The organism is Pseudomonas sp. F-14 TE3623 (genome assembly GCF_053629015.1).
On record NZ_JBRJHM010000001.1, the window covers coordinates 3,840,360 to 3,858,931 of the forward strand.

Here is an 18,572-nt window from a genome sequence, read left to right on the forward strand (position 1 = left end):
GAAGTTGGTTGGTTGCGGCCAACCAAAGGAGCTCTTTAAAACGTTACTTGCTGGCGACCGTCTCTGGTTGCCAGCCGCCGCCGAGGGCTTTGTAGATGGCGACAATGCCGCGATACAAATCGACTTCGGCCTGGGCCTGGGTGTCTTCGGCTGCCAGGCGCTCACGCTGAGCATCGAGCAGCACGAGGAAGTCCACGGTGCCTTCGCGGTAGCGAATGTCGGCGAGATCGGCAGCGGCGCGGCTTGATTCGCTTTGACGAATCAGCGAGATCAGGCGCTGCTGACGTTTACCGTAATCGCTGAAGGCGTTTTCCGACTCTTCCAGCGCCAGCAGCACTTGCTGCTCGTAGGTCGCCAAGGCGCCTTCGGCTTCCGCATCGGCACCGCGCAAACGGGCGCGCACGCTGCCCAGGTCGAACGCCGCCCAGGTAATGCTTGGGCCCAGTGCCCAGGCGTTGGCTGCCGAGGAACCGATCTGCGATCCGCGCCCGGCGGTGAAACCGAGGAAGCCGCTGAGGCTGACCCGTGGGAACAAATCAGCCTTGGCCACGCCAATACGGGCGGTGGCGGCCGCCAGTTGGCGTTCGGCGCTGCGGATGTCCGGACGCCGTTGCAGCAGTTCGCCCGGATCACCGATCGGCAGGGCCTTGGCGATTGCCGGCAAATCTTTTGGGCTCAGGTCGACGGTCAGCTTGTCCGGACGCTCACCTAGCAGGGTGGCGATGCGGTTGCGCTGACGAACCTGTTCGGCTTGCAGTTGCGGCACGCTGGCTTCGACAGAGGCCAGGCGCGCATCAGCGCGAACCACGTCCAGCTGATCGCCGACACCGGCATCACGCAGGCTTTCGGTGATCTTGCGCGATTCCTGCTGGTTGTTCAGGTTGGCCAGGGCGATCTTTTCCCGCAACTGCGCACCGCGCAGTTGGCCGTAGGCGTCCACCAGTTCGGCAATCATGGTGACTTGCAGTTGGTAAAGATCGGCTTCGGCGGCCTGCTGTTCGGCGTCGCTGGATTCCAGGTTGCGCTGGATGCGACCGAACAAGTCCAGTTCCCAGGCCATGTCCAGCCCCAGGTCATAGCGTTCACTGCTGACGCGTTTAGTGGTCTGGCCGGGAATCTGTCCTTTGGCCAAATCACTGCTCGCGCGGCTGGTGATGGTCGGCATGGCGTCATTGCTGGCGTCATCGCGAATTGCCCGGGCCGCTTTCCAGCGGGCGAAGGCCACGCGCAAATCGCGGTTGCCTTGCAAGGACTGCGTCACCAACTGGTTCAGGGTCGGGTCCTCGAACTGCTGCCACCAGATGCCTTCGAAACGGGCGCGGTCAAAATTCTTCTGACCGGCGCTGCCATCGGTGGCGGCCGTGATATTGGCCGCCTCCGTAGCTGGGGTTTTGTAGTCCGGGCCAACGGCGCAGGCACTCAGGGCCAATACCAGAAGGCTCGGCAGGAAGGCTTTCAGGCTCATTGTTGCGCCTCCACTTGCTTTTCCAATTTCAGCGCCTTGGCCGCTTTGCGTTGCTCACCGCGCTCCACAAAGTTGCGAATCAGTACGTAGAACACCGGCGTCAGCAACAGACCGAAGAAGGTCACCCCGAGCATCCCGGAGAACACCGCCACACCCATGGCATGACGCATTTCGGCACCGGCACCGCTGGAAAAAACCAGAGGCACAACACCCATGATGAACGCGAAGGAGGTCATCAGGATCGGCCGCAGACGCAGACGGCAAGCTTCCAGCACCGCTGCCAGCGGGCCGAGGCCTTCTTCCTGTTTATCCTTGGCAAACTCGACGATCAGAATCGCGTTCTTACACGCAAGTCCCACCAGTACGATCAGGCCGATCTGGGTAAAGATGTTGTTGTCGCCGCCCGAGGCAATCACACCAGTAATGGCCGACAGCAGGGTCATCGGAACGATCAGGATCACCGCCAGTGGCAGGCTCCAGCTTTCGTATTGAGCCGCGAGCACCAGGAACGCCAGCAGTACGCAGAGCGGGAACACGAACAGCGCCGTATTGCCGGACAGAATCTGCTGGTAGGTCAGGTCAGTCCACTCGTAGGTCATGCCGTTGGGCAATTCGTCCTTGAGCAGTTTCTCGATGGCTTTCTCGGCCTGGCCGGAGCTGTAGCCGGGCGCTGCCGCACCGTTGATTTCAGCGGTGATGAAGCCGTTGTAGTGCATCACGCGGTCCGGCCCCGAGGTATCGCTGACCTTGATGAAGGTCGCCAGCGGAATCATCTCGCCCCGGTTGTTACGCACTTTCAGCTGACCAATCTGGTCCGATTCGAGACGGAACTGTTGCTCAGCCTGAACGTTGACCTGATAGGTGCGACCGAAGCGGTTGAAGTCGTTGGCATACAGCGAACCCAGGTAGATCTGCAGGGTGTCGAAGATGTCGCTGACGGCAACGCCGTGGGTCTTGGCTTTTTCCCGGTCGATGGCGGCATCGACCTGCGGCACGTTCACGGTGTAACTGGTGAACAGACCGGCCAGTTCCGGCACGCTGTGGCTTTTGGTGATGATATTCATGGTTTCTTTGTACAGCTCGTCATAGCCCAGGTTGCCCCGGTCTTCGATCTGCAGGCGGAAACCACCAATGGTCCCCAGGCCTTGTACCGGCGGCGGCGGGAAGATCGCCATGTAGGCTTCCTGAATCCCGGCGTACTGGCCGTTCAATGCACCGGCAATCGCACCGGCGGACATGCTCGGATCCTTACGCTCGTCGAACGGTTTCAGGGTAACGAACACGATGCCGGCGTTCGGGCTGTTGGTGAACCCGTTGATCGACAGACCCGGGAAGGCCACCGCGCTTTCCACGCCAGGCTGTTTCAGGGCCAGGTCGGACATACGCTTGATCACGTCTTCGGTACGGTCCAGGCTTGCGGCGTCCGGCAGTTGCGCGAAGGCCACCAGGTACTGCTTGTCCTGGCCGGGTACGAAACCGGTCGGGGTGTTGGAGAAACCGAAGAAGGTCAACACCATCAGGCCGGCGTACACCAGCAGGGCGATACCGCTGCTGCGGATAACCCGGCCCACGGTGCCGACATAACCATGGCTGGCCTTGTCAAAGAAGCGGTTGAACGGACGGAACAGCCAGCCACCAAAGATCTTGTCCAGAACCTTGGAGAAACGGTCTTTCGGTGCGTCATGGCTCTTGAGCAATACGGCGGCCAGCGCCGGCGACAAGGTCAGCGAGTTGAAGGCCGAGATCACGGTCGAAATCGCAATCGTCAGGGCGAACTGTTTATAAAACTGCCCGGTCAAGCCGGAGATGAACGCGGCCGGGATGAACACCGCACACAGCACCAGCGCCGTCGCAATGATCGGACCGGTCACTTCGCGCATCGCACGCTTGGTGGCTTCTACAGGGGTTAATCCGAGCCCGATGTTTCGCTCGACGTTTTCCACCACCACAATCGCATCGTCGACCACGATACCGATGGCCAGTACCAGCCCGAACAGCGACAGGGCGTTCAATGAGAAGCCGAACAGGTGCATCACGGCAAACGTACCGATCAGCGAAACCGGCACCGCCACCAACGGGATGATCGAGGCGCGCCAGGTTTGCAGGAACAGGATTACCACCAGCACAACGAGGATCAGCGCTTCGAAGAGGGTATGAACCACCGCCTCGATGGAGCCGCGCACGAAGATCGTCGGGTCATAAACGATGCTGAAGTCCATGCCTTCCGGGAAGTTCTTCTTAAGCTCGGCCATTTTCTCCCGAACGTCGTTGGAGATCTGGATCGCGTTGGAGCCAGGGCGCTGGAAGATCGGGATCGCCACCGCCGGCTGGTTGTTCAGCAAGGAACGCAGGGCATATTGGCTGGAGCCGAGTTCGACGCGAGCGATGTCTTTCAGGCGGGTGATTTCACCATTTTCACCGGAGCGAATGATGATGTTCTCGAACTCTTCCTCGGAAACCAGACGACCTTGCGTGTTGACCGACAGCTGGAACGCGGTGGCATTTGGCGCAGGCGGAGCGCCCAAGGCACCGGCCGCCACTTGACGGTTCTGTTCACGAATTGCGGTGACCACATCGGTGGCGGTCAGGTTGCGCGAAGCCGTCTTGTTCGGATCGAGCCACACCCGCAGCGAGTAATCGCCCATACCGAACAGCTGCACGTCACCGACACCGCCCAGACGCGCCAACTCATCCTTGATGTTGAGCAAGGCGTAGTTGGACAGGTAGAGCATGTCGTAGCGTTTGTCCGGCGAGGTCAAGTGCACAACCATGGTCAGGTCGGGCGAAGCCTTGTCCACGGTGATACCAATGCGCGTCACTTCCTCGGGAAGTTTCGGTTCGGTCCGGGTCACGCGGTTCTGGACCTGTACCTGCGCGTTGTCCAGGTCGGTGCCCAGGGCGAAGGTGATGGTCAGGGTGATCTTGCCGTCAGCGGTGGACTGCGAGGACATGTACAGCATGTTCTCGACGCCGGTGATGGCTTGCTCCAACGGAGCGGCCACGGTTTCACCGATGACTTTAGGGTTGGCGCCCGGGAAGTTGGCACGGACCACAACGGTCGGTGGCACGACTTCCGGGTATTCGCTGATCGGCAACTGGAACAGTGAGATGGCGCCAGCGATCAGGATCAGCAGCGACAGTACCGCCGCAAAGATCGGCCGTGAAATGAAGAATTGGGAAAAATTCATCGGAGTAATTGTCCCTTAACCGCGTGGAGTGGCAGCTGCCACTTTCACAACCGTACCCGACGCGACCTTGGCAGGTGCGACTTGAGGCAGGTTGCTGGCTTCCAGCGCTTGTCGTTGTTGTGCGAGAGCCGCGAGGGTTTGTTCGCTGGCCATCGGGATCACTTCAGGGGTGACCGGTGAGCCAGGGCGAACCCGTTGCAGGCCCTTGACGATGATGGTGTCGTCTTTGTTCAGGCCGCTGCGCACGATGCGCAGACCTTCGATCTTCGGACCCAGCTCGACAGGGCGGTAAGCCGTTTTGTTGTCGGCATCCATCACCAGCACGAACTTTTTACCCAGGTCGGTACCGACCGCCTCGTCGTTGATCAACACTGCGGAGTAAGTGCCGCTGCCCACCAGTTTCAGGCGTGCATAAAGACCCGGGGTGTAAGTGCCATCGCTGTTATCGAACACCGCACGACCACGGATAGTGCCGGTCTTCGGGTTGACCTGGTTGTCGACGAAGTTCATCTGGCCCTGGTGCGGATTGCCGTCTTCATTGGACAGGCCGAGGTAAACCGGCGTAGTTGCGCCGCGCTGACCCTGGCGGGCGAGCTGGGTGTATTTAAGGAAGACACGCTCGTCGGCATCGAAATAGGCGTAGACCTTGTCGGTGGACACCACGCTGGTCAGCGCGGTGGTATCGGCGGTCACCAGGTTGCCGGCAGTGATTTCCGCACGGCTGACACGGCCGCTGATTGGCGCAGTGACGCGGGTGAAGCTCAGGTTCAGTTTGGCCAGGTCCAGTTGGGCCTGGAGGGCGCCAACGGCCGCGCGAGCTTCTTGAGCCGCGCTGGTGCGCGAGTCGGCGAGTTCGGCGGAAATCGCGTTGCTGGTGCGCAGACGTTCGCCGCGCTGGGATTCGTTTTCGCTGCGAGTGGCGGTAGCGCGAGCCTGGGCAACCAGGGCTTCGAGGCGGCGGACCTCAGCCTGGAATGGACGCGGGTCGATCTGGAACAACAGATCGCCTTTCTTGACCAGCGCGCCTTCGGTGAAGGCCACGTCATCGATCTGGCCGGAAACCCGTGGACGAATCTCTACCGTTTCCGGCGCTTCAAGGCGCCCGGTGAATTCATCCCACTCGTTGACCGGTTGTTCCAGCACCTTGGCCACGCTGACTTTGGCCGCGGGCATGGTGGCGGCAGCGTCCGGGGTCTTGCCGCAAGCGCTCATCACCAGCACGGCCAACAGGGCCAAGGGGAAGCGCAAATGTTTGAGTGACTGTTCCATGGATGCATCCGCCAATGTATTGAGATGGACGGATGATGCTTGGCGGGGTTGTATGGCACGAATCGAATGAACCGAAGGTAACTATCATTCGGAATGATATAAGCTCAAAGCGAGCCCTCTAGCATGCACCTTCCGTTAGTGGGCTATCAAATGAAATGATGACAAATCAGTGTTGCAGGGAGTGTAAGGGATTGGCATCAACACGCGTCGTGGCCGTCGCGAGCAGGCTCGCTCCCACATTGGACCGGCGGCGTGCACAAATCCCCGTAGGAGCGAGGCTTGCCCGATGTGAGTATCGTTCCCTGTTCAAAAAACACAAAAGCGCTGCGGGTGCCGTTTGTTTTGCCTGGTGTTTATGCAAAGTCGAAGCCTTGTAAAACCACTCAATGTAGTCAACGATGCAATTGGCCTTCGGACCTGATCGACCGGGTGAGGCATGCCTTGCAAAATCGACCTCCTCGCGCTCAAGCAGCTCATAGGATGAACTATACAAAGGACATTTGAATCGCTCGGCAATGGCCTCGCCCTTCACGTGCTCTGAGTCCGATACGGCTACCACTTGAACCCGCAGACGGGGCATGACAGCATCGGCGAGTCAATAAAAAGAACCACCCCGTCAGCTTACCTCCGTGGCCTCGTCAAACTTCAACCGTGCCGCCTCAACCTCGGGCAATTTATCGAGCGTCCATTTATGCAATTCGCGAAATGGCTGCTGCAGTGTTCGACCAAGTTGGGTGATCTCATACTGCACTGCCACAGGCGAGAACGAAATGACCTTGCGCGAAACAAGACCATTTCGTTCTAGCCGTCGCAGGCACTGTGTCAGTGCCTTCTGAGTGACGCCTTCCAGACGGCGCCTGATGGCATTAAAGCGATGCGGCCCGTCATCAAGCACCGCCAGAACCATCATTGACCACTTATCTGCGATTTGGTCGAACAGCGCCCGGCTTGGGCACTCCGACGAAAAACATTGCGGCTTTAATTCCAGCATCGAAGTTTCCTCATGTATACCTAGGCGACTCTAGGTGCCTAATTGACATTTGGTTTACAAAATATACTTATATGGCTTCCGAAAGCAAATGGAGTCCATCCAATGTCAAACCCTGATACCAGCATTTTATTCCGTCCTTTTTCCATCGGGTCGCTTGAGCTGAAAAACCGGATTGTCATGGCGCCGATGACGAGGCAATTTTCGCCAGAGGGCATCCCCGGCGAAGGGAGCGCTGCATACTACCGGCGGCGCGCTGAAGGTCGGGCCGGATTAATTTTGTCAGAAGGGACCGTCATCAATCGTCCCGCTTCACGTAACGGTTCCGGCATTCCTTTTTTCCATGGTGAAGCAGCGCTGGCCGGATGGAAGAACGTGATCGATTCTGTCCACAATGCGGGTGGCCGTATGGGGCCGCAACTCTGGCACACCGGTGCAGTGCGTGACGTCAGCGGCTGGGAGCCTGATGCGCCAGTTGAAAGCCCATCTGGCCTCGATTCGCCAAACGACCCGCGCGGTGTGGCGATGAGCGAAGAGGATATTGCAGATACAATTGCTGCTTTTGCCAAGGCAGCAGCGGATGCCAAACGCCTGGGTTTCGACACCGTTGAGATCCATGGGGCTCATGGTTATTTGATCGATCAGTTCTTCTGGGCCGGCACCAATCAGCGCACCGATCGTTATGGCGGACCGACGATCAAAGAGCGCTCGCGCTTTGCCGCTGAGATCGTGTCTGCCGTTCGTCATGCGGTCGGCCCCGAATTCCCTATCATCATGCGCGTTAGCCAGTGGAAGCCGCAGGACTTTGGGGTGCGCCTCGCCGAGACCCCTGCATTAATGGAAGACTGGCTGCTGCCGTTGGTCGAAGCGGGTGTTGATGTTCTGCATTGCTCGCAGCGACGCTTCTGGGACCCTGAGTTTCCCGAAATTGATGGTGAGAACGGGCTGAACTGCGCGGGCTGGGCGAAGAAAGTCACTGGGGCCACAACCATTAGCGTCGGTTCGGTCGGGCTGGATAACGATGTTACTCACGCATTCGCCGGCAAGGGATCAACCCCTGCGAGTCTGGATCGACTCGTCGAGCGTATGGAGCGCGAAGAGTTTGATCTGATCGCTGTAGGGCGTGTTCTGCTGAGTGACAAGGATTGGGTCGCCAAAGTGGAACAAGGCGATTACGCGGATCTGAAGGGCTTCAATCCGGCATCTTTAGCCGAATTGGTTTGAGCCTTACAGCGGAGTGGAGAGTGTGATGCCACAAAGGTTTTAGTCTGAAGGAATCAGAGGTCTCGCCTCGGATCTTGCGAAGTCGAGTCGTAATGCGGCTTGACTGTTTCAATGACTCACCTGCCACTCAACATCCGTCAGAGTTGGATTGAATTACAGTGGGTCCCGGGCATCTACGTGCGAGTCGTAGATGTCCGTTGGCCGGGTGAAGCCGACGTTTCCACACGAAAGCATCCACTGGTACGCCCGTATTGATCAATGGTCAGTCGAGCCAATTGCTAAGGTTTACTACTACGTTCAGGGCCACGCCGTAGATGGCGTGCCGATCTGGCAAGGGGGGCCGACTGGCCAGGGGAAGGTGTGTTCAAGTATACCTAGTAGGGATTTGGTGCCTAATTGAAACCAGGTATACAACGTATATCATTGATTTCTTTAGCCATCGCCTCTACTTGAAGTTTGGGGGGAGGGGCGGAACAGGACTGATCATGACGCCTAGCCAATCAGTGACGCTCATAAAAAACAACGTCACGAGGTTTACCTGCAACGGGTGCGGAACTTGCTGTAAAGAACGTCTTATCCCTCTGACTCTTCAAGAGGCCGAGGAATGGTTAAATCGCGGCGGTAACATCGCAGTCATACTCGAAGCTTTCGACACGTCAGTCTTCCCCCTGCCAGAGCATTACGCCCACAGCGTGCAACGCGCGGTAGCCGTCGTCAGTGGAGATGCACGCATTCAGGTAATAGCCATTTTTGCGGGCAACGCACTGACACAGTGTCCAAGTTTAGGGGAGGATAACCACTGCAGGATCTATGAAGATCGACCGCTGGTCTGTCGAATCTATCCGATGGAAATCAATCCATTTCTAACCGTGCGCCCCGAAGAAAAGGTTTGCCCGCCGGAAGTCTGGGAGGCGGGAGAGGTGTTATGTTCTGACCGTATAGTTGACCCTGTCTTGGAGGATCAGATTCAACGCTCCCGGCAGGCTGACCGTGACGACGCCAAGGCTAAAGTTTTAGTGTGCGCAGCGATGGGGATGAGTGTTGCCGCTTGGAAAGGCAACGCGCTGGCTGTTTACTTAGCCGACCGTGCGCAATTGCGGCAGGCCATCAGTCTCGTTAGGGCGGGGGTCGATGTACCGGCAAATGTGTCTTGGAAAGTACGTGTCGATGATGCTGACCTTCACACTCGTCTGCATGGGGCAGGTGTTGAACTGGATCTTCGCGCACAGACTGAATATATCTTTCACTCGATTTAATCGGAGAGCTTAGTGATTTGCCTGGCTTTTAGTCAGAGTCGATGATTGGTAAGCGTCCCGTCCCCCTCCAGATATACAAAAACGCCGCTTATGAGGGGCATTTTTGTTTGTGTGTAATTTGTTGGGGTGCGTTGAGGAGAAGTCGCAATCTCTACATTAGTTCCGGCTTTTCCTGCGAAAACGTGCTTGCTCTTGTCCAGATGCTTGGTCTTGCTCACCACATAACGCCAATCGGCGCCCACCAAGTCGACGTCTTCCCAGCGCATCTGCACCAGTTCGCCAGGGCGGACAGGCAACATGACCAGCAAGCGCATTACGGTGGCAACGCTGCCGTTGCTGCCGTTGCTGCAGTCATCCAGTCGCAGCAGAAACCTGCCTAGGTCGGCTGGCCTTTCGATCGCCGGGTTGCTGGTGACGACGTGGCGGATCTTCAACTCCTCGATGTTGCTGAGTGCCACGTTGCGCTCCACCCAGCCGCGCCCCTCGGCAAAGCCCAAGATTGCACGGATGATGGTGCACACGCGCCGAGCCATGGCCATGGTGCGCTGGCGACGCAGCGCGGTGATGATCGTGGTGATGTGCTCCAGCTTGATCTCGCTGACCGGCTTTTTGCCAATGGCAGGCAAGATGTGGTTGTTCAGAGCTCCGCGAAACCCCGTGATGGATTTGGTCACCAGTTCAGCAGACTTGAATGCCAGCCATTGCTCGGCCACGTACGCGAAGGTGCGCTCTTCGTTGAGTAACTGAATTCCATTACAGGCTATCGGGGTCCCCAAAAAACATCTGAATCCGCGACCTTAACCAACGCTCACCCGGGTCATTATCCTGCGACCCACGCCAAGCCATGTGCAATTCAAAACTGCGCACCGGCAACGGCGGGTCTTCCGCGCGAACGCCACCGGCCGCGGTCAACGCTTCAGCAGTGTAGTCCGGGACGGTGGCCACGATATCAGTCCCGCTGATCAGTGTGCTCAACCCGTTAAATTGCGGCACCGCCAACACCACATGCCGTTTGCGTCCCAGTTTCTCCAGCTCTTCATCTATAAAGCCGCTCAGGTCGCCCGCGAACGAAACCAAAGCATGGGGGCGGGCGCAGAAATCATCCAGGCTCAATGGCCCCGGCACCGTGTCGGCCCGCAGCAGTTTCGGCATGCTGCGGCGCAGCACTTTGCGCTTGGCGTTGGCTGGCAGATCGGCGGTGTAACTGACGCCGATGGAAATCTCGCCCGAGGCCAGCAGGTTCGGCATCAGGATGTAGTTGGCCCGACGCACCACCAGTACGATCCCCGGCGATTCCGCGCGCAGCCGCTTGAGCAGCATCGGCAGCAGCGCGAACTCGACATCATCCGACAAGCCGATGCGGAATACCGCGGTGCTGGTCGCCGGGTCGAACTCCGCCGCACGGCTGACCGCGGTGGAAATCGAATCCAGGGCCGGCGAGAGCAGGGCGAAGATTTCCACCGCTCGGGCGGAAGGCTCCATGCTGCGGCCGGTGCGCACAAACAGCGGGTCATCGAACAACCCGCGCAGGCGCGAGAGCGCCGCACTGATGGCCGGCTGGCCGAGGAACAGTTTTTCCGCAGCGCGGGTCACACTGCGTTCGTGCATGAGTGTTTCGAAAACGATCAACAGGTTCAGGTCGACACGACGCAGGTCATTACGATTCATCTGGAGTCCTGGCAGATTCAGCAAACTTGACGTGAGCGGCCATATGAGAAGAATGGCCGGCATGAATCTTACGGGCAAAGGCTGGTACTCTGCACAGAGTAATTCAGTTTTTTCTGAAAGGCTGCTTCGGTTTTTACGGCATTGGATGATGTCGCCGTCGCTGCGGAATCAATGACAGGCATGTCGACTATTAATAGCCACTGATGGTCTTGGGTAGAAAGCCCAGATAGAGTTCAGGGCATTAGAGGTTACTTTGACGAGGTTTGCGATGTCCCGCACGATCCGTTTTCACAAGTTTGGTCCAGCCGAGGTGCTCAAATGCGAAGAGCATGCGGCCGCTCTGCCTGCGCCGGGCGAAGTGCAGGTGCGCGTCGAAGCGATAGGCATCAGCTGGTACGACATTCTCTGGCGCCAGAACCTGGCCTCATCCCATGCTCGTCTGCCTTCAGGCCTTGGTCATGAAATGGCTGGCGTGGTCACGATGGTCGGCGAAGGCGTCGATGACCTGGCCGTTGGTGACAAGGTCGCCAGCTTCCCGGCCGAGAGTCCCAATGACTACCCGGTTTACGGCGAACAGATCGTTCTGCCACGCTCGGCGCTGACCCGCTACCCGGATGTACTCAGCCCGATCGAAGCCAGCGTGCACTACACGCCGCTATTGATCGCTTATTTTGCCTACGCTGACCTGGCGCGAGTCAAACCCGGGCAATTTGCCCTGGTGACCGATGCCAGCCACTGCGCCGGGCCGTCGTTCGTACAACTGGGCAAAGCCCTTGGTGTGCGAGTGATTGCTGCGACCAAAACCGCGGATGAGCGTGAGTACCTGCTGTCCCTGGGCGCCGAGAAAGTCATCGTCACCGAAGAACAGGATCTGCTGATGCAGATCAACAAGATCACCGATAACCGCGGCGTCGATGTGGTGTTCGACGGCCTTGGCGGGCCGCAGATGTCGCTGCTCGGCGATGTGCTCGCACCTCGTGGCAGCCTGGTGCTCTATGGTCTGCAAGGGGGTAACCAGACGCCATTCCCGGCCTGCGCGGCGTTCCAGAAGAACATTCAGTTCTTCGTGCACTGCATCGGTAACTTCACCGGCAAGCCGGAGTTGGGCATCATCCAGGATCAGGCCGCACTGCAACGTGCCCTGCGCGACATCAACCAATTGACCGCGGACCGTGTGCTGCTGCCGCTCAAGACCCGGGTGTTTCCGTTTTCCGAGTTTGTCGAAGCACACCGCTATATGGACGAATGCCCATGCCGCGAACGGGTCGCCCTTCAGGTCGAGCCTGCGTAAGCTGTTCTCTGCAAGAGTCCGTGAGAGCACGGACTCTTTTGCTGGCCGTCACTCCCAAATGAGACGTCCATCGATCTGTCGATGGGCCGGTTCAGCAACTGAACTGGTTTTTGCTCTCAATCTGTATCTTCTAATCATTATATAAGCCCTGATAATTGAATGATTAATTTCATCTCAAGGAAAGAGTCATGGCCGAATATCAGGCTGAAACTCCTCAATGCGCGTCGGCAATATATGCTCAACAAATAATGCAGCGTCGCTCAGTTGTCTTACATTCATTGGCAACTTCTTTCTTTATTTCTTGTGCTAAGTGTCTGTGGGACGCTGTCGGAAATTTCCTAGGAACGTTCGCGGGAGCACAAGACGCCCATTCTGCCGGGTGTTGCGGAGATCCTGATGTCCTAGGGGTACCCTCGACATGCAATTATTTCAAATAATTACACAATGCTTAAGTGCTAGCATTTGAACAACAATCCCGGCACTCCCTTCATGACAGATACCTGTTGCGCAATACACCTCATTGTTTGCGCGGCATTGAACTTATGAGTCACAGGTAAATAATGATGACCGCTACCCATGATCAGGCAATGAACTATGTTTATCAGCAAATGCTGCAGCGTTTGTTGGGTTTTTTCTCTCGCGCCGAGCGCACGGCATTGCAATTGATGATTCAGCGCCTGGTGATGTCCGCAGGAGGTATGGAGCGTATCGGCGACTACAAGGTGCTGGCGATGCAGTCCGGGTCACGCGACAGCTGCTACACCCTGGCGCTATTGCGTGCCGCGCAACTGAGTATCGCCGGCCGCGCACCGGCGACGTTTCAGCTGCGAGTGGCGACCTTACGCTTGAACGGTGTGGACTCGACGGCTCTGGAAAACATCCATCGCAGCTGCAGTGCGTTGTTTCTCTACGACGATCCCCGGGTCGAAGTGTTGATGGTCGATAATCGTGAAGTCCTGCCGTTCAACCATCTGGCGTCGATCTCCGAAGCCGGTCGCGAGTCGAATCGGCTCAATCTGCTGATGGTCGGGCACCGCCGTACCTGGAACGAGCCGCTTGATCTGTGGGATGACGGGTACCTGGCGACCGGCGAGTTTTACGGACAAATCGCCCGCTGGGACAAAGGTGTCGATGCATTGGTCAGTAGCGATACGCCTCGTCGGCAGAAGCAGTTCCTCGAGGGGTTGAACCGTGCAGCGGCCAAGGCCGGGCTCAAGGCACCGGACCGTCATGAAACCGGCTACGAGGGGCTGTTCGCGCGGCTCGATGAATTGGGCTGCGATTGCTATAGCGAGTTTTATCCAGAGTCTGCCCTGGCGCCGTGGCGTCCCGCCGAGCGTTTTGAAGCGTGTCGCCGCACGATCTTCATCGATATTCACGACATGCTGGTCAGCAACCTGGAAGAGCGCTGGCCATTGCTCACCGATTTCCTCGGGTTTCAACCTGACGAGTTGTCGGCTCAGCTCAGTGATAACGACTACGTCAGCCTGTCGATATCCGCGCATATCCGTGGCTTGCAAGCGTGCTTTGTACACGGTCGCGCCTACGAGACGGGCGTCAGCGAGTATGTGCAGCGGGCGCTGGTGATGATGCGGCGTAAACACGTTCCAGAGCGCTTTTGCGAACAGGCCATGAAGACGTTCGGCAACCCGATGACAATGACTGACCAGCGCGCATTGGCAGCGGCTGAAGCACAAAAGAACCTCGGTCTGAGCGAGGCTCAACTGGTATGTCTGCTGTTCGCGCCTTTTGTCGATAACGGCGCGGCGCTTGAGCATTTTCTTCGTCAGTGCCATCCCGGCATGCTCGTGGCGTTGCCGGACTTGCACCGGGCAATGCAGGGCGGCCCGGCACCCGAGCAGGTTCTGCAGTGGATGGTGGATGTCAGCGGGTTGCCCGTGAGTCTGATCGGTACGCTTTACCGCATGGCCCCGGTGGTTCGGGATGAGGGCAGGGGGCTCGGCACGGAAAGCGGCGAGGTGGGTGTGCAAGCTGAAGTCGTGGAACCTGACCGTGAAACGAGCGTGGCTGGCGAATGGTCGACGGGGCGGTGAAAGTGCCAGGTTTGACGGATTCAGCAAGGATGCGTCACGACGTTCGTAGCCTGTTCGGCCATTACCCATGAAAGGACCACGAGATACCGATTTTGCCTACCAGGCGGTGTACCGTTACCTGACTAACCTGATCAATGAGCCGGGCAGTGACGTGCAAGTGCGCCTGCCTTCATTGCGACAGTTGGCGCACCGCCTGAGTGTGTCGATCTCGACCATTCAGTACGCCTATTCGCTGTTGGAGAAGGAAGGGCGCGTCTACTCAGTGGCCAAGTCCGGCTACTACGCTCTACCCGTGTCCTCAATCGGCATACCCGGCAGTGGCAAGGACCTGCTCGAAACGGTTTATGTCAACGCCAGGCGTCCCGGCATGCTGGTGCTGAGCGCCGATGAGCCGGCGTCATTACAACCCCTGGATAGCCCGTTGCTGTTGCTGGAGAGAGAACTGCTGCGCCAGTACCCACGCCAGCCACAACCGTCTTCACAACCCTGCGGCGAGCTGGAGCTGCGCACAGCCCTGGCGGCGCGCTACACCACTTCGCCGACACGCTGCTGGCATGCCGATGATGTCTATATCGGCGCCGACCTGCGGGGAGTCCTGGAAATATTGATCGCCGCTCTTGGCCTCAAAGACGCTGTGATGGTAGTCGAATCACCGTGCGACTGGGGCATTCTGCGTCTGCTCAAGGATGCGGACGTGCGGGTGATCGAGCTGCCGTTGCAAGCCGATGGTGGTCTGGATCTGGAGCAGTTGAAGGAACTGCTTGAGACCGAGCAGGTGCGACTGGTGATGCTTTCATCGGGGCTGAACATGCCACGAGGCAGTGTGGCGCCTGACAGCAACAGGCAATCCGCCGCACAGCTGCTGAAGCGACATGGCAGCTGGGTACTGGAAAACGATTGCTATGGCGAGCTTGAGTTCGAGCCGAACGGCCTGCGATTTCGCGATCTGCTGGACCCGGATCGGCTGATCGTGTTTTCCACATTCGAGAAATTCATCGGGTCGGAGGCGCCCTTCGGCTATCTGCTGTCGCGACAAATGCGTGCCAGATTGCAGCGGCACTTTTTGCTGCGCGCTTTCCGTTTGTCGCTGATCCGTCAGAAAGCCATTGCGCGGCTGTACAGCAATGGACGCATCGATCAACACCTGCTGGTGTTGCGTCGACTGCTCAAGGAACGCATGGTGCAGATGACTCAGTTGCTTGAAGAGCGCCTGCCCGATGCGCTGTACTTCGTTGAACCCCAAGGCGGGGCGACGATCTGGATCCGCTCGTTGCGCCAGGTCGATGTACATCGAGTATTCGAGCGTTTGCTCAAGCAACATGTGGTGATTGCGCCGGGGGAGCTGTTCAGCCTGCAGGGCCTGCATGGGCAGCATTTGCGCCTGAGTCACACCTTCGGGGGGCATCACGACCTCACCGACGCGCTGGGGCTTTTGGGGGATGCCTTGCGCCTGGAATCGATCGACTGAGCCGAGGCGCCAACCCTCCTCGGTACCTGACAATTGATAACGTCGCGCCAGGAGCAAACTGTCAGTAAACTGCGTTCTATTCCCGAACCACTCTCTCTCAGAGGTTTTGCATGACACTCAGTCCTTTTGCGGGCAAACCGGCACCGGCAGAACTGTTGGTCGACATCCCGCGACTGGTGACGGCCTATTACACCGGCCAGCCCGATGCAGCCATTTCTACCCAGCGCGTCGCCTTCGGCACGTCCGGACACCGAGGTAGCTCGTTCGATCTGAGTTTCAACGAATGGCACGTTCTGGCCATCAGTCAGGCGATCTGCCTGTACCGCGAAGCCCAGGGCATCGACGGTCCGCTGTTCGTCGGCATCGACACCCACGCGCTGTCCACACCGGCCGGTGCCAGTGCCCTGGAAGTCCTGGCGGCGAACGGCGTGACGGTGATGATCGCCGAAGGCGATGAGTACACGCCGACGCCGGCCATTTCCCATGCGATTCTTTGCTACAACCGTGGGCGCACTTCGGGCCTGGCAGACGGTATTGTCATCACGCCGTCTCACAACCCGCCACAAAGCGGTGGCTACAAGTACAACCCTACCAACGGCGGCCCGGCCGATACCCACATCACCAAGTGGATCGAAGCCAAGGCCAACGAGCTGCTGGCGGCCAAACTTGCCGGCGTCAAACGCATCAGCTACGAGCAGGCCCTGAAGGCCAGCACCACCCATCGTCACGATTATCTCAACACCTATGTCGCCGACCTGATCAACGTGATCGACTTCGACGCCATCCGCGATGCGAAGCTGCGTCTGGGCGTCGATCCGCTGGGCGGAGCAGGGGTGCGCTACTGGTCGGCGATTGCCGAGCACTATCGCCTGGACCTGGAGGTGGTGAATAAACAGGTTGATGCGACATTCCGTTTCATGACCGTCGACTGGGACGGGCAGATCCGCATGGATCCATCGTCCAGCCACGCCATGCAAGGGCTGATCGGTCTGAAACAGCGTTTCGACGTGGCCTTTGCCTGTGACCCGGATCACGACCGCCATGGCATCGTGACTCCCTCCGGTGGTTTGCTGGCACCCAACAACTACCTCGCAGTGTCGATCGATTACCTGTTCCAGAACCGTCCACAATGGCGCGTCGATGCGGCCGTGGGCAAAACCGTGGTCAGCAGTGGCTTGATTGATCGCGTTGCCAAACGTCTGGGCCGTCGCCTGTACGAAGTGCCGGTCGGCTTCAAATGGTTTGCCGACGGCCTGTTCGACGGTTCCCTCGGTTTTGGCGGTGAAGAAAGTGCTGGCGCGTCGTTCCTGCGCAAGGACGGCAGTGTCTGGTGCACCGACAAGGATGGCTTGATTCCGGCATTGCTGGCCGCCGAAATGACCGCTCGCACGGGCCGTGACCCTAGCCAGGCCTATCGCGCGCTGACCGATGAGCTGGGCGAACCTTTCTCGGTACGGGTCGATGCCAAGGCAAACCCTGAGCAGAAAGCGCTGTTGAGCAAATTGTCGCCAGACCAGGTCACCTCGACTCAGTTGGCGGGCGAAGCGATCCAGAGCATCCTCAGCCATGCGCCGGGCAATGACCAAGCCATCGGTGGTCTGAAAGTCATGACCGAGAACGGTTGGTTCGCGGCGCGTCCGTCGGGCACTGAGGATATCTACAAGATCTATGCGGAGAGCTTTGTCAGCGACGACCACCTCAAACAGTTGGTGGCGGAAGCTCAGACACTTGTGGATAGCGCTATTTCTGCGAAGTGATTGAGGGCCCCCTCGCCACAACGGCTATACGTAAAAAAAGGGGCGACCATTAACGGTCGCCCCTTTTTTTGCCTTGCAATTACCTCATCAAGCCACATCCACCAACACAATCTCACTGTCCTCAATCGCGGTCACGCGCAACACCTGCTCATCGGCAATCGCAACACCGTCTCGAGCTTGTGCGCGCAAGCCATTGATTTCAATAACGCCGGTTGCGGGAACCAAATAAGCACGACGGCCGCTGTCCAGGTGATACTCCGCGGACTCGCCAGCCTTCAGATTCGCCGCCACCAGACGCGCATCGGCACGAATGTGCAGGCTTTGATCGTCGCCAGCTTACCGCTGGCCAGGGTCACGAAACCTTCGCGCTCGCCTTTGGGGAACGGCTTGGCGCCCCACGACGGTGCCGAACCGGCTTCGTTGGGGATGATCCAGATCTGAAAGATCCGGGTCTCGGTCGCTTCCAGGTTGTACTCACTGTGAGCAATCCCGGTGCCGGCGCTCATGACCTGCACGTCGCCCGCTTCGGTACGGCCCTTGTTGCCAAGGTTGTCTTGGTGGGTAATCGCGCCTTCACGAACGTAAGTGATGATTTCCATGTCGCGGTGCGGGTGTTGCGGGAACCCGGTTCCGGGGGCAATCACATCGTCGTTCCACACCCGCAGGTTGCCCCAGTTCATGCGTTTGGGATCGTGGTACTCGGCGAACGAAAAGTGGTGATGGGCATCCAACCAGCCATGGTGTGCGCCACCCAGCGAGTTGAAAGGTCTGAGTTCAAGCATGATCGTCTCCTGAAAAGGTTCGTCATGGGGCAGAACGCCTGAGCCACAAACGAGAACCGGTGGTTGATGGCGAGCATCATCTATCAGGCACTAATCGATAAAAAGCGTAAAAAATGCCTCAATACAATCGAATTAGTTGATCTCAAATAACCTCGAAATATT

11 protein-coding genes and 2 pseudogenes are annotated in these 18,572 nt (G+C 58.3%); 6 read left to right on the top strand and 7 right to left on the bottom strand.

The features are described 5' to 3' along the window. Positions 1 to 43 precede the first annotated feature (43 nt). The 4 genes from AB7M29_RS17905 to AB7M29_RS17920 form a co-directional block, all read right to left on the bottom strand. The gene (locus tag AB7M29_RS17905) at positions 44 to 1,465 is read right to left on the bottom strand and encodes an efflux transporter outer membrane subunit (protein ID WP_217854848.1); all 1,422 of its coding nucleotides are present in this window, start codon (positions 1,463 to 1,465) and stop codon (positions 44 to 46) included. Continuing rightward, positions 1,462 to 4,653 carry an efflux RND transporter permease subunit gene (locus tag AB7M29_RS17910; RefSeq protein ID WP_217854849.1) on the bottom strand — a complete coding sequence of 1,064 codons (3,192 nt, stop codon included), beginning with the start codon at positions 4,651 to 4,653 and terminating at the stop codon, positions 1,462 to 1,464. The genes AB7M29_RS17905 and AB7M29_RS17910 overlap by 4 nt, the downstream gene beginning before the upstream one ends. A 15-nt stretch (positions 4,654 to 4,668) precedes the next feature. Next, on the bottom strand, positions 4,669 to 5,922 hold the full coding sequence (gene mexE / locus AB7M29_RS17915; RefSeq protein WP_454247432.1) for a multidrug efflux RND transporter periplasmic adaptor subunit MexE: 1,254 nt from the start codon (positions 5,920 to 5,922) through the stop codon (positions 4,669 to 4,671). Between the two features lie 616 nt (positions 5,923 to 6,538). Beyond that, positions 6,539 to 6,913, bottom strand: coding sequence for a winged helix-turn-helix transcriptional regulator (locus tag AB7M29_RS17920; RefSeq protein WP_217854851.1), 375 nt, complete (start codon positions 6,911 to 6,913; stop codon positions 6,539 to 6,541). Positions 6,914 to 7,015: 102 nt separating this feature from the next. Between AB7M29_RS17920 and AB7M29_RS17925 the strand changes: the two genes are divergently transcribed. Both AB7M29_RS17925 and AB7M29_RS17930 read left to right on the top strand, forming a co-directional pair. Then, positions 7,016 to 8,134, top strand: coding sequence for an NADH:flavin oxidoreductase (locus tag AB7M29_RS17925; RefSeq protein WP_448724039.1), 1,119 nt, complete (start codon positions 7,016 to 7,018; stop codon positions 8,132 to 8,134). A gap of 485 nt (positions 8,135 to 8,619) precedes the next feature. After that, positions 8,620 to 9,390, top strand: a complete 771-nt coding sequence (locus AB7M29_RS17930; RefSeq protein ID WP_454247433.1) for a YkgJ family cysteine cluster protein — start codon at positions 8,620 to 8,622, stop codon at positions 9,388 to 9,390. A 179-nt stretch (positions 9,391 to 9,569) separates the two neighbouring features. Here the strand turns inward: AB7M29_RS17930 and AB7M29_RS17935 are convergent. Together AB7M29_RS17935 and AB7M29_RS17940 are read right to left on the bottom strand one after the other, a co-directional pair. Beyond that, positions 9,570 to 10,136 (bottom strand): annotated as a pseudogene (locus AB7M29_RS17935) (tyrosine-type recombinase/integrase); the annotation flags it as partial. A gap of 7 nt (positions 10,137 to 10,143) precedes the next feature. Continuing rightward, positions 10,144 to 11,058, bottom strand: a complete 915-nt coding sequence (locus AB7M29_RS17940; RefSeq protein ID WP_225922910.1) for a LysR family transcriptional regulator — start codon at positions 11,056 to 11,058, stop codon at positions 10,144 to 10,146. A 268-nt stretch (positions 11,059 to 11,326) separates the two neighbouring features. On the opposite strand from AB7M29_RS17940, the gene AB7M29_RS17945 reads away from it, so the two are divergent. From AB7M29_RS17945 to pgm, 4 genes are all read left to right on the top strand, one after another. After that, a complete protein-coding gene (locus AB7M29_RS17945) occupies positions 11,327 to 12,349 on the top strand; it encodes a zinc-dependent alcohol dehydrogenase family protein (protein ID WP_008006061.1) in 1,023 nt (340 codons plus the stop codon). Positions 12,350 to 12,912: 563 nt separating this feature from the next. Continuing rightward, entirely contained in the window at positions 12,913 to 14,403 is a 1,491-nt protein-coding gene (locus tag AB7M29_RS17950) for a hypothetical protein (RefSeq protein WP_454247434.1), read from the top strand. Between the two features lie 67 nt (positions 14,404 to 14,470). Next, on the top strand, positions 14,471 to 15,871 hold the full coding sequence (locus AB7M29_RS17955) for an aminotransferase-like domain-containing protein (RefSeq protein WP_217854854.1): 1,401 nt from the start codon (positions 14,471 to 14,473) through the stop codon (positions 15,869 to 15,871). A 110-nt stretch (positions 15,872 to 15,981) separates the two neighbouring features. Further along, the gene (gene pgm, locus AB7M29_RS17960; protein WP_217854855.1) at positions 15,982 to 17,628 is read left to right on the top strand and encodes a phosphoglucomutase (alpha-D-glucose-1,6-bisphosphate-dependent); all 1,647 of its coding nucleotides are present in this window, start codon (positions 15,982 to 15,984) and stop codon (positions 17,626 to 17,628) included. 87 nt (positions 17,629 to 17,715) lie between these two features. On the opposite strand, the pseudogene AB7M29_RS17965 reads toward pgm, so the two are convergent. Then, positions 17,716 to 18,410, bottom strand: a pseudogene (locus AB7M29_RS17965) (pirin family protein). Between the last annotated feature and the right edge of the window lie 162 nt (positions 18,411 to 18,572).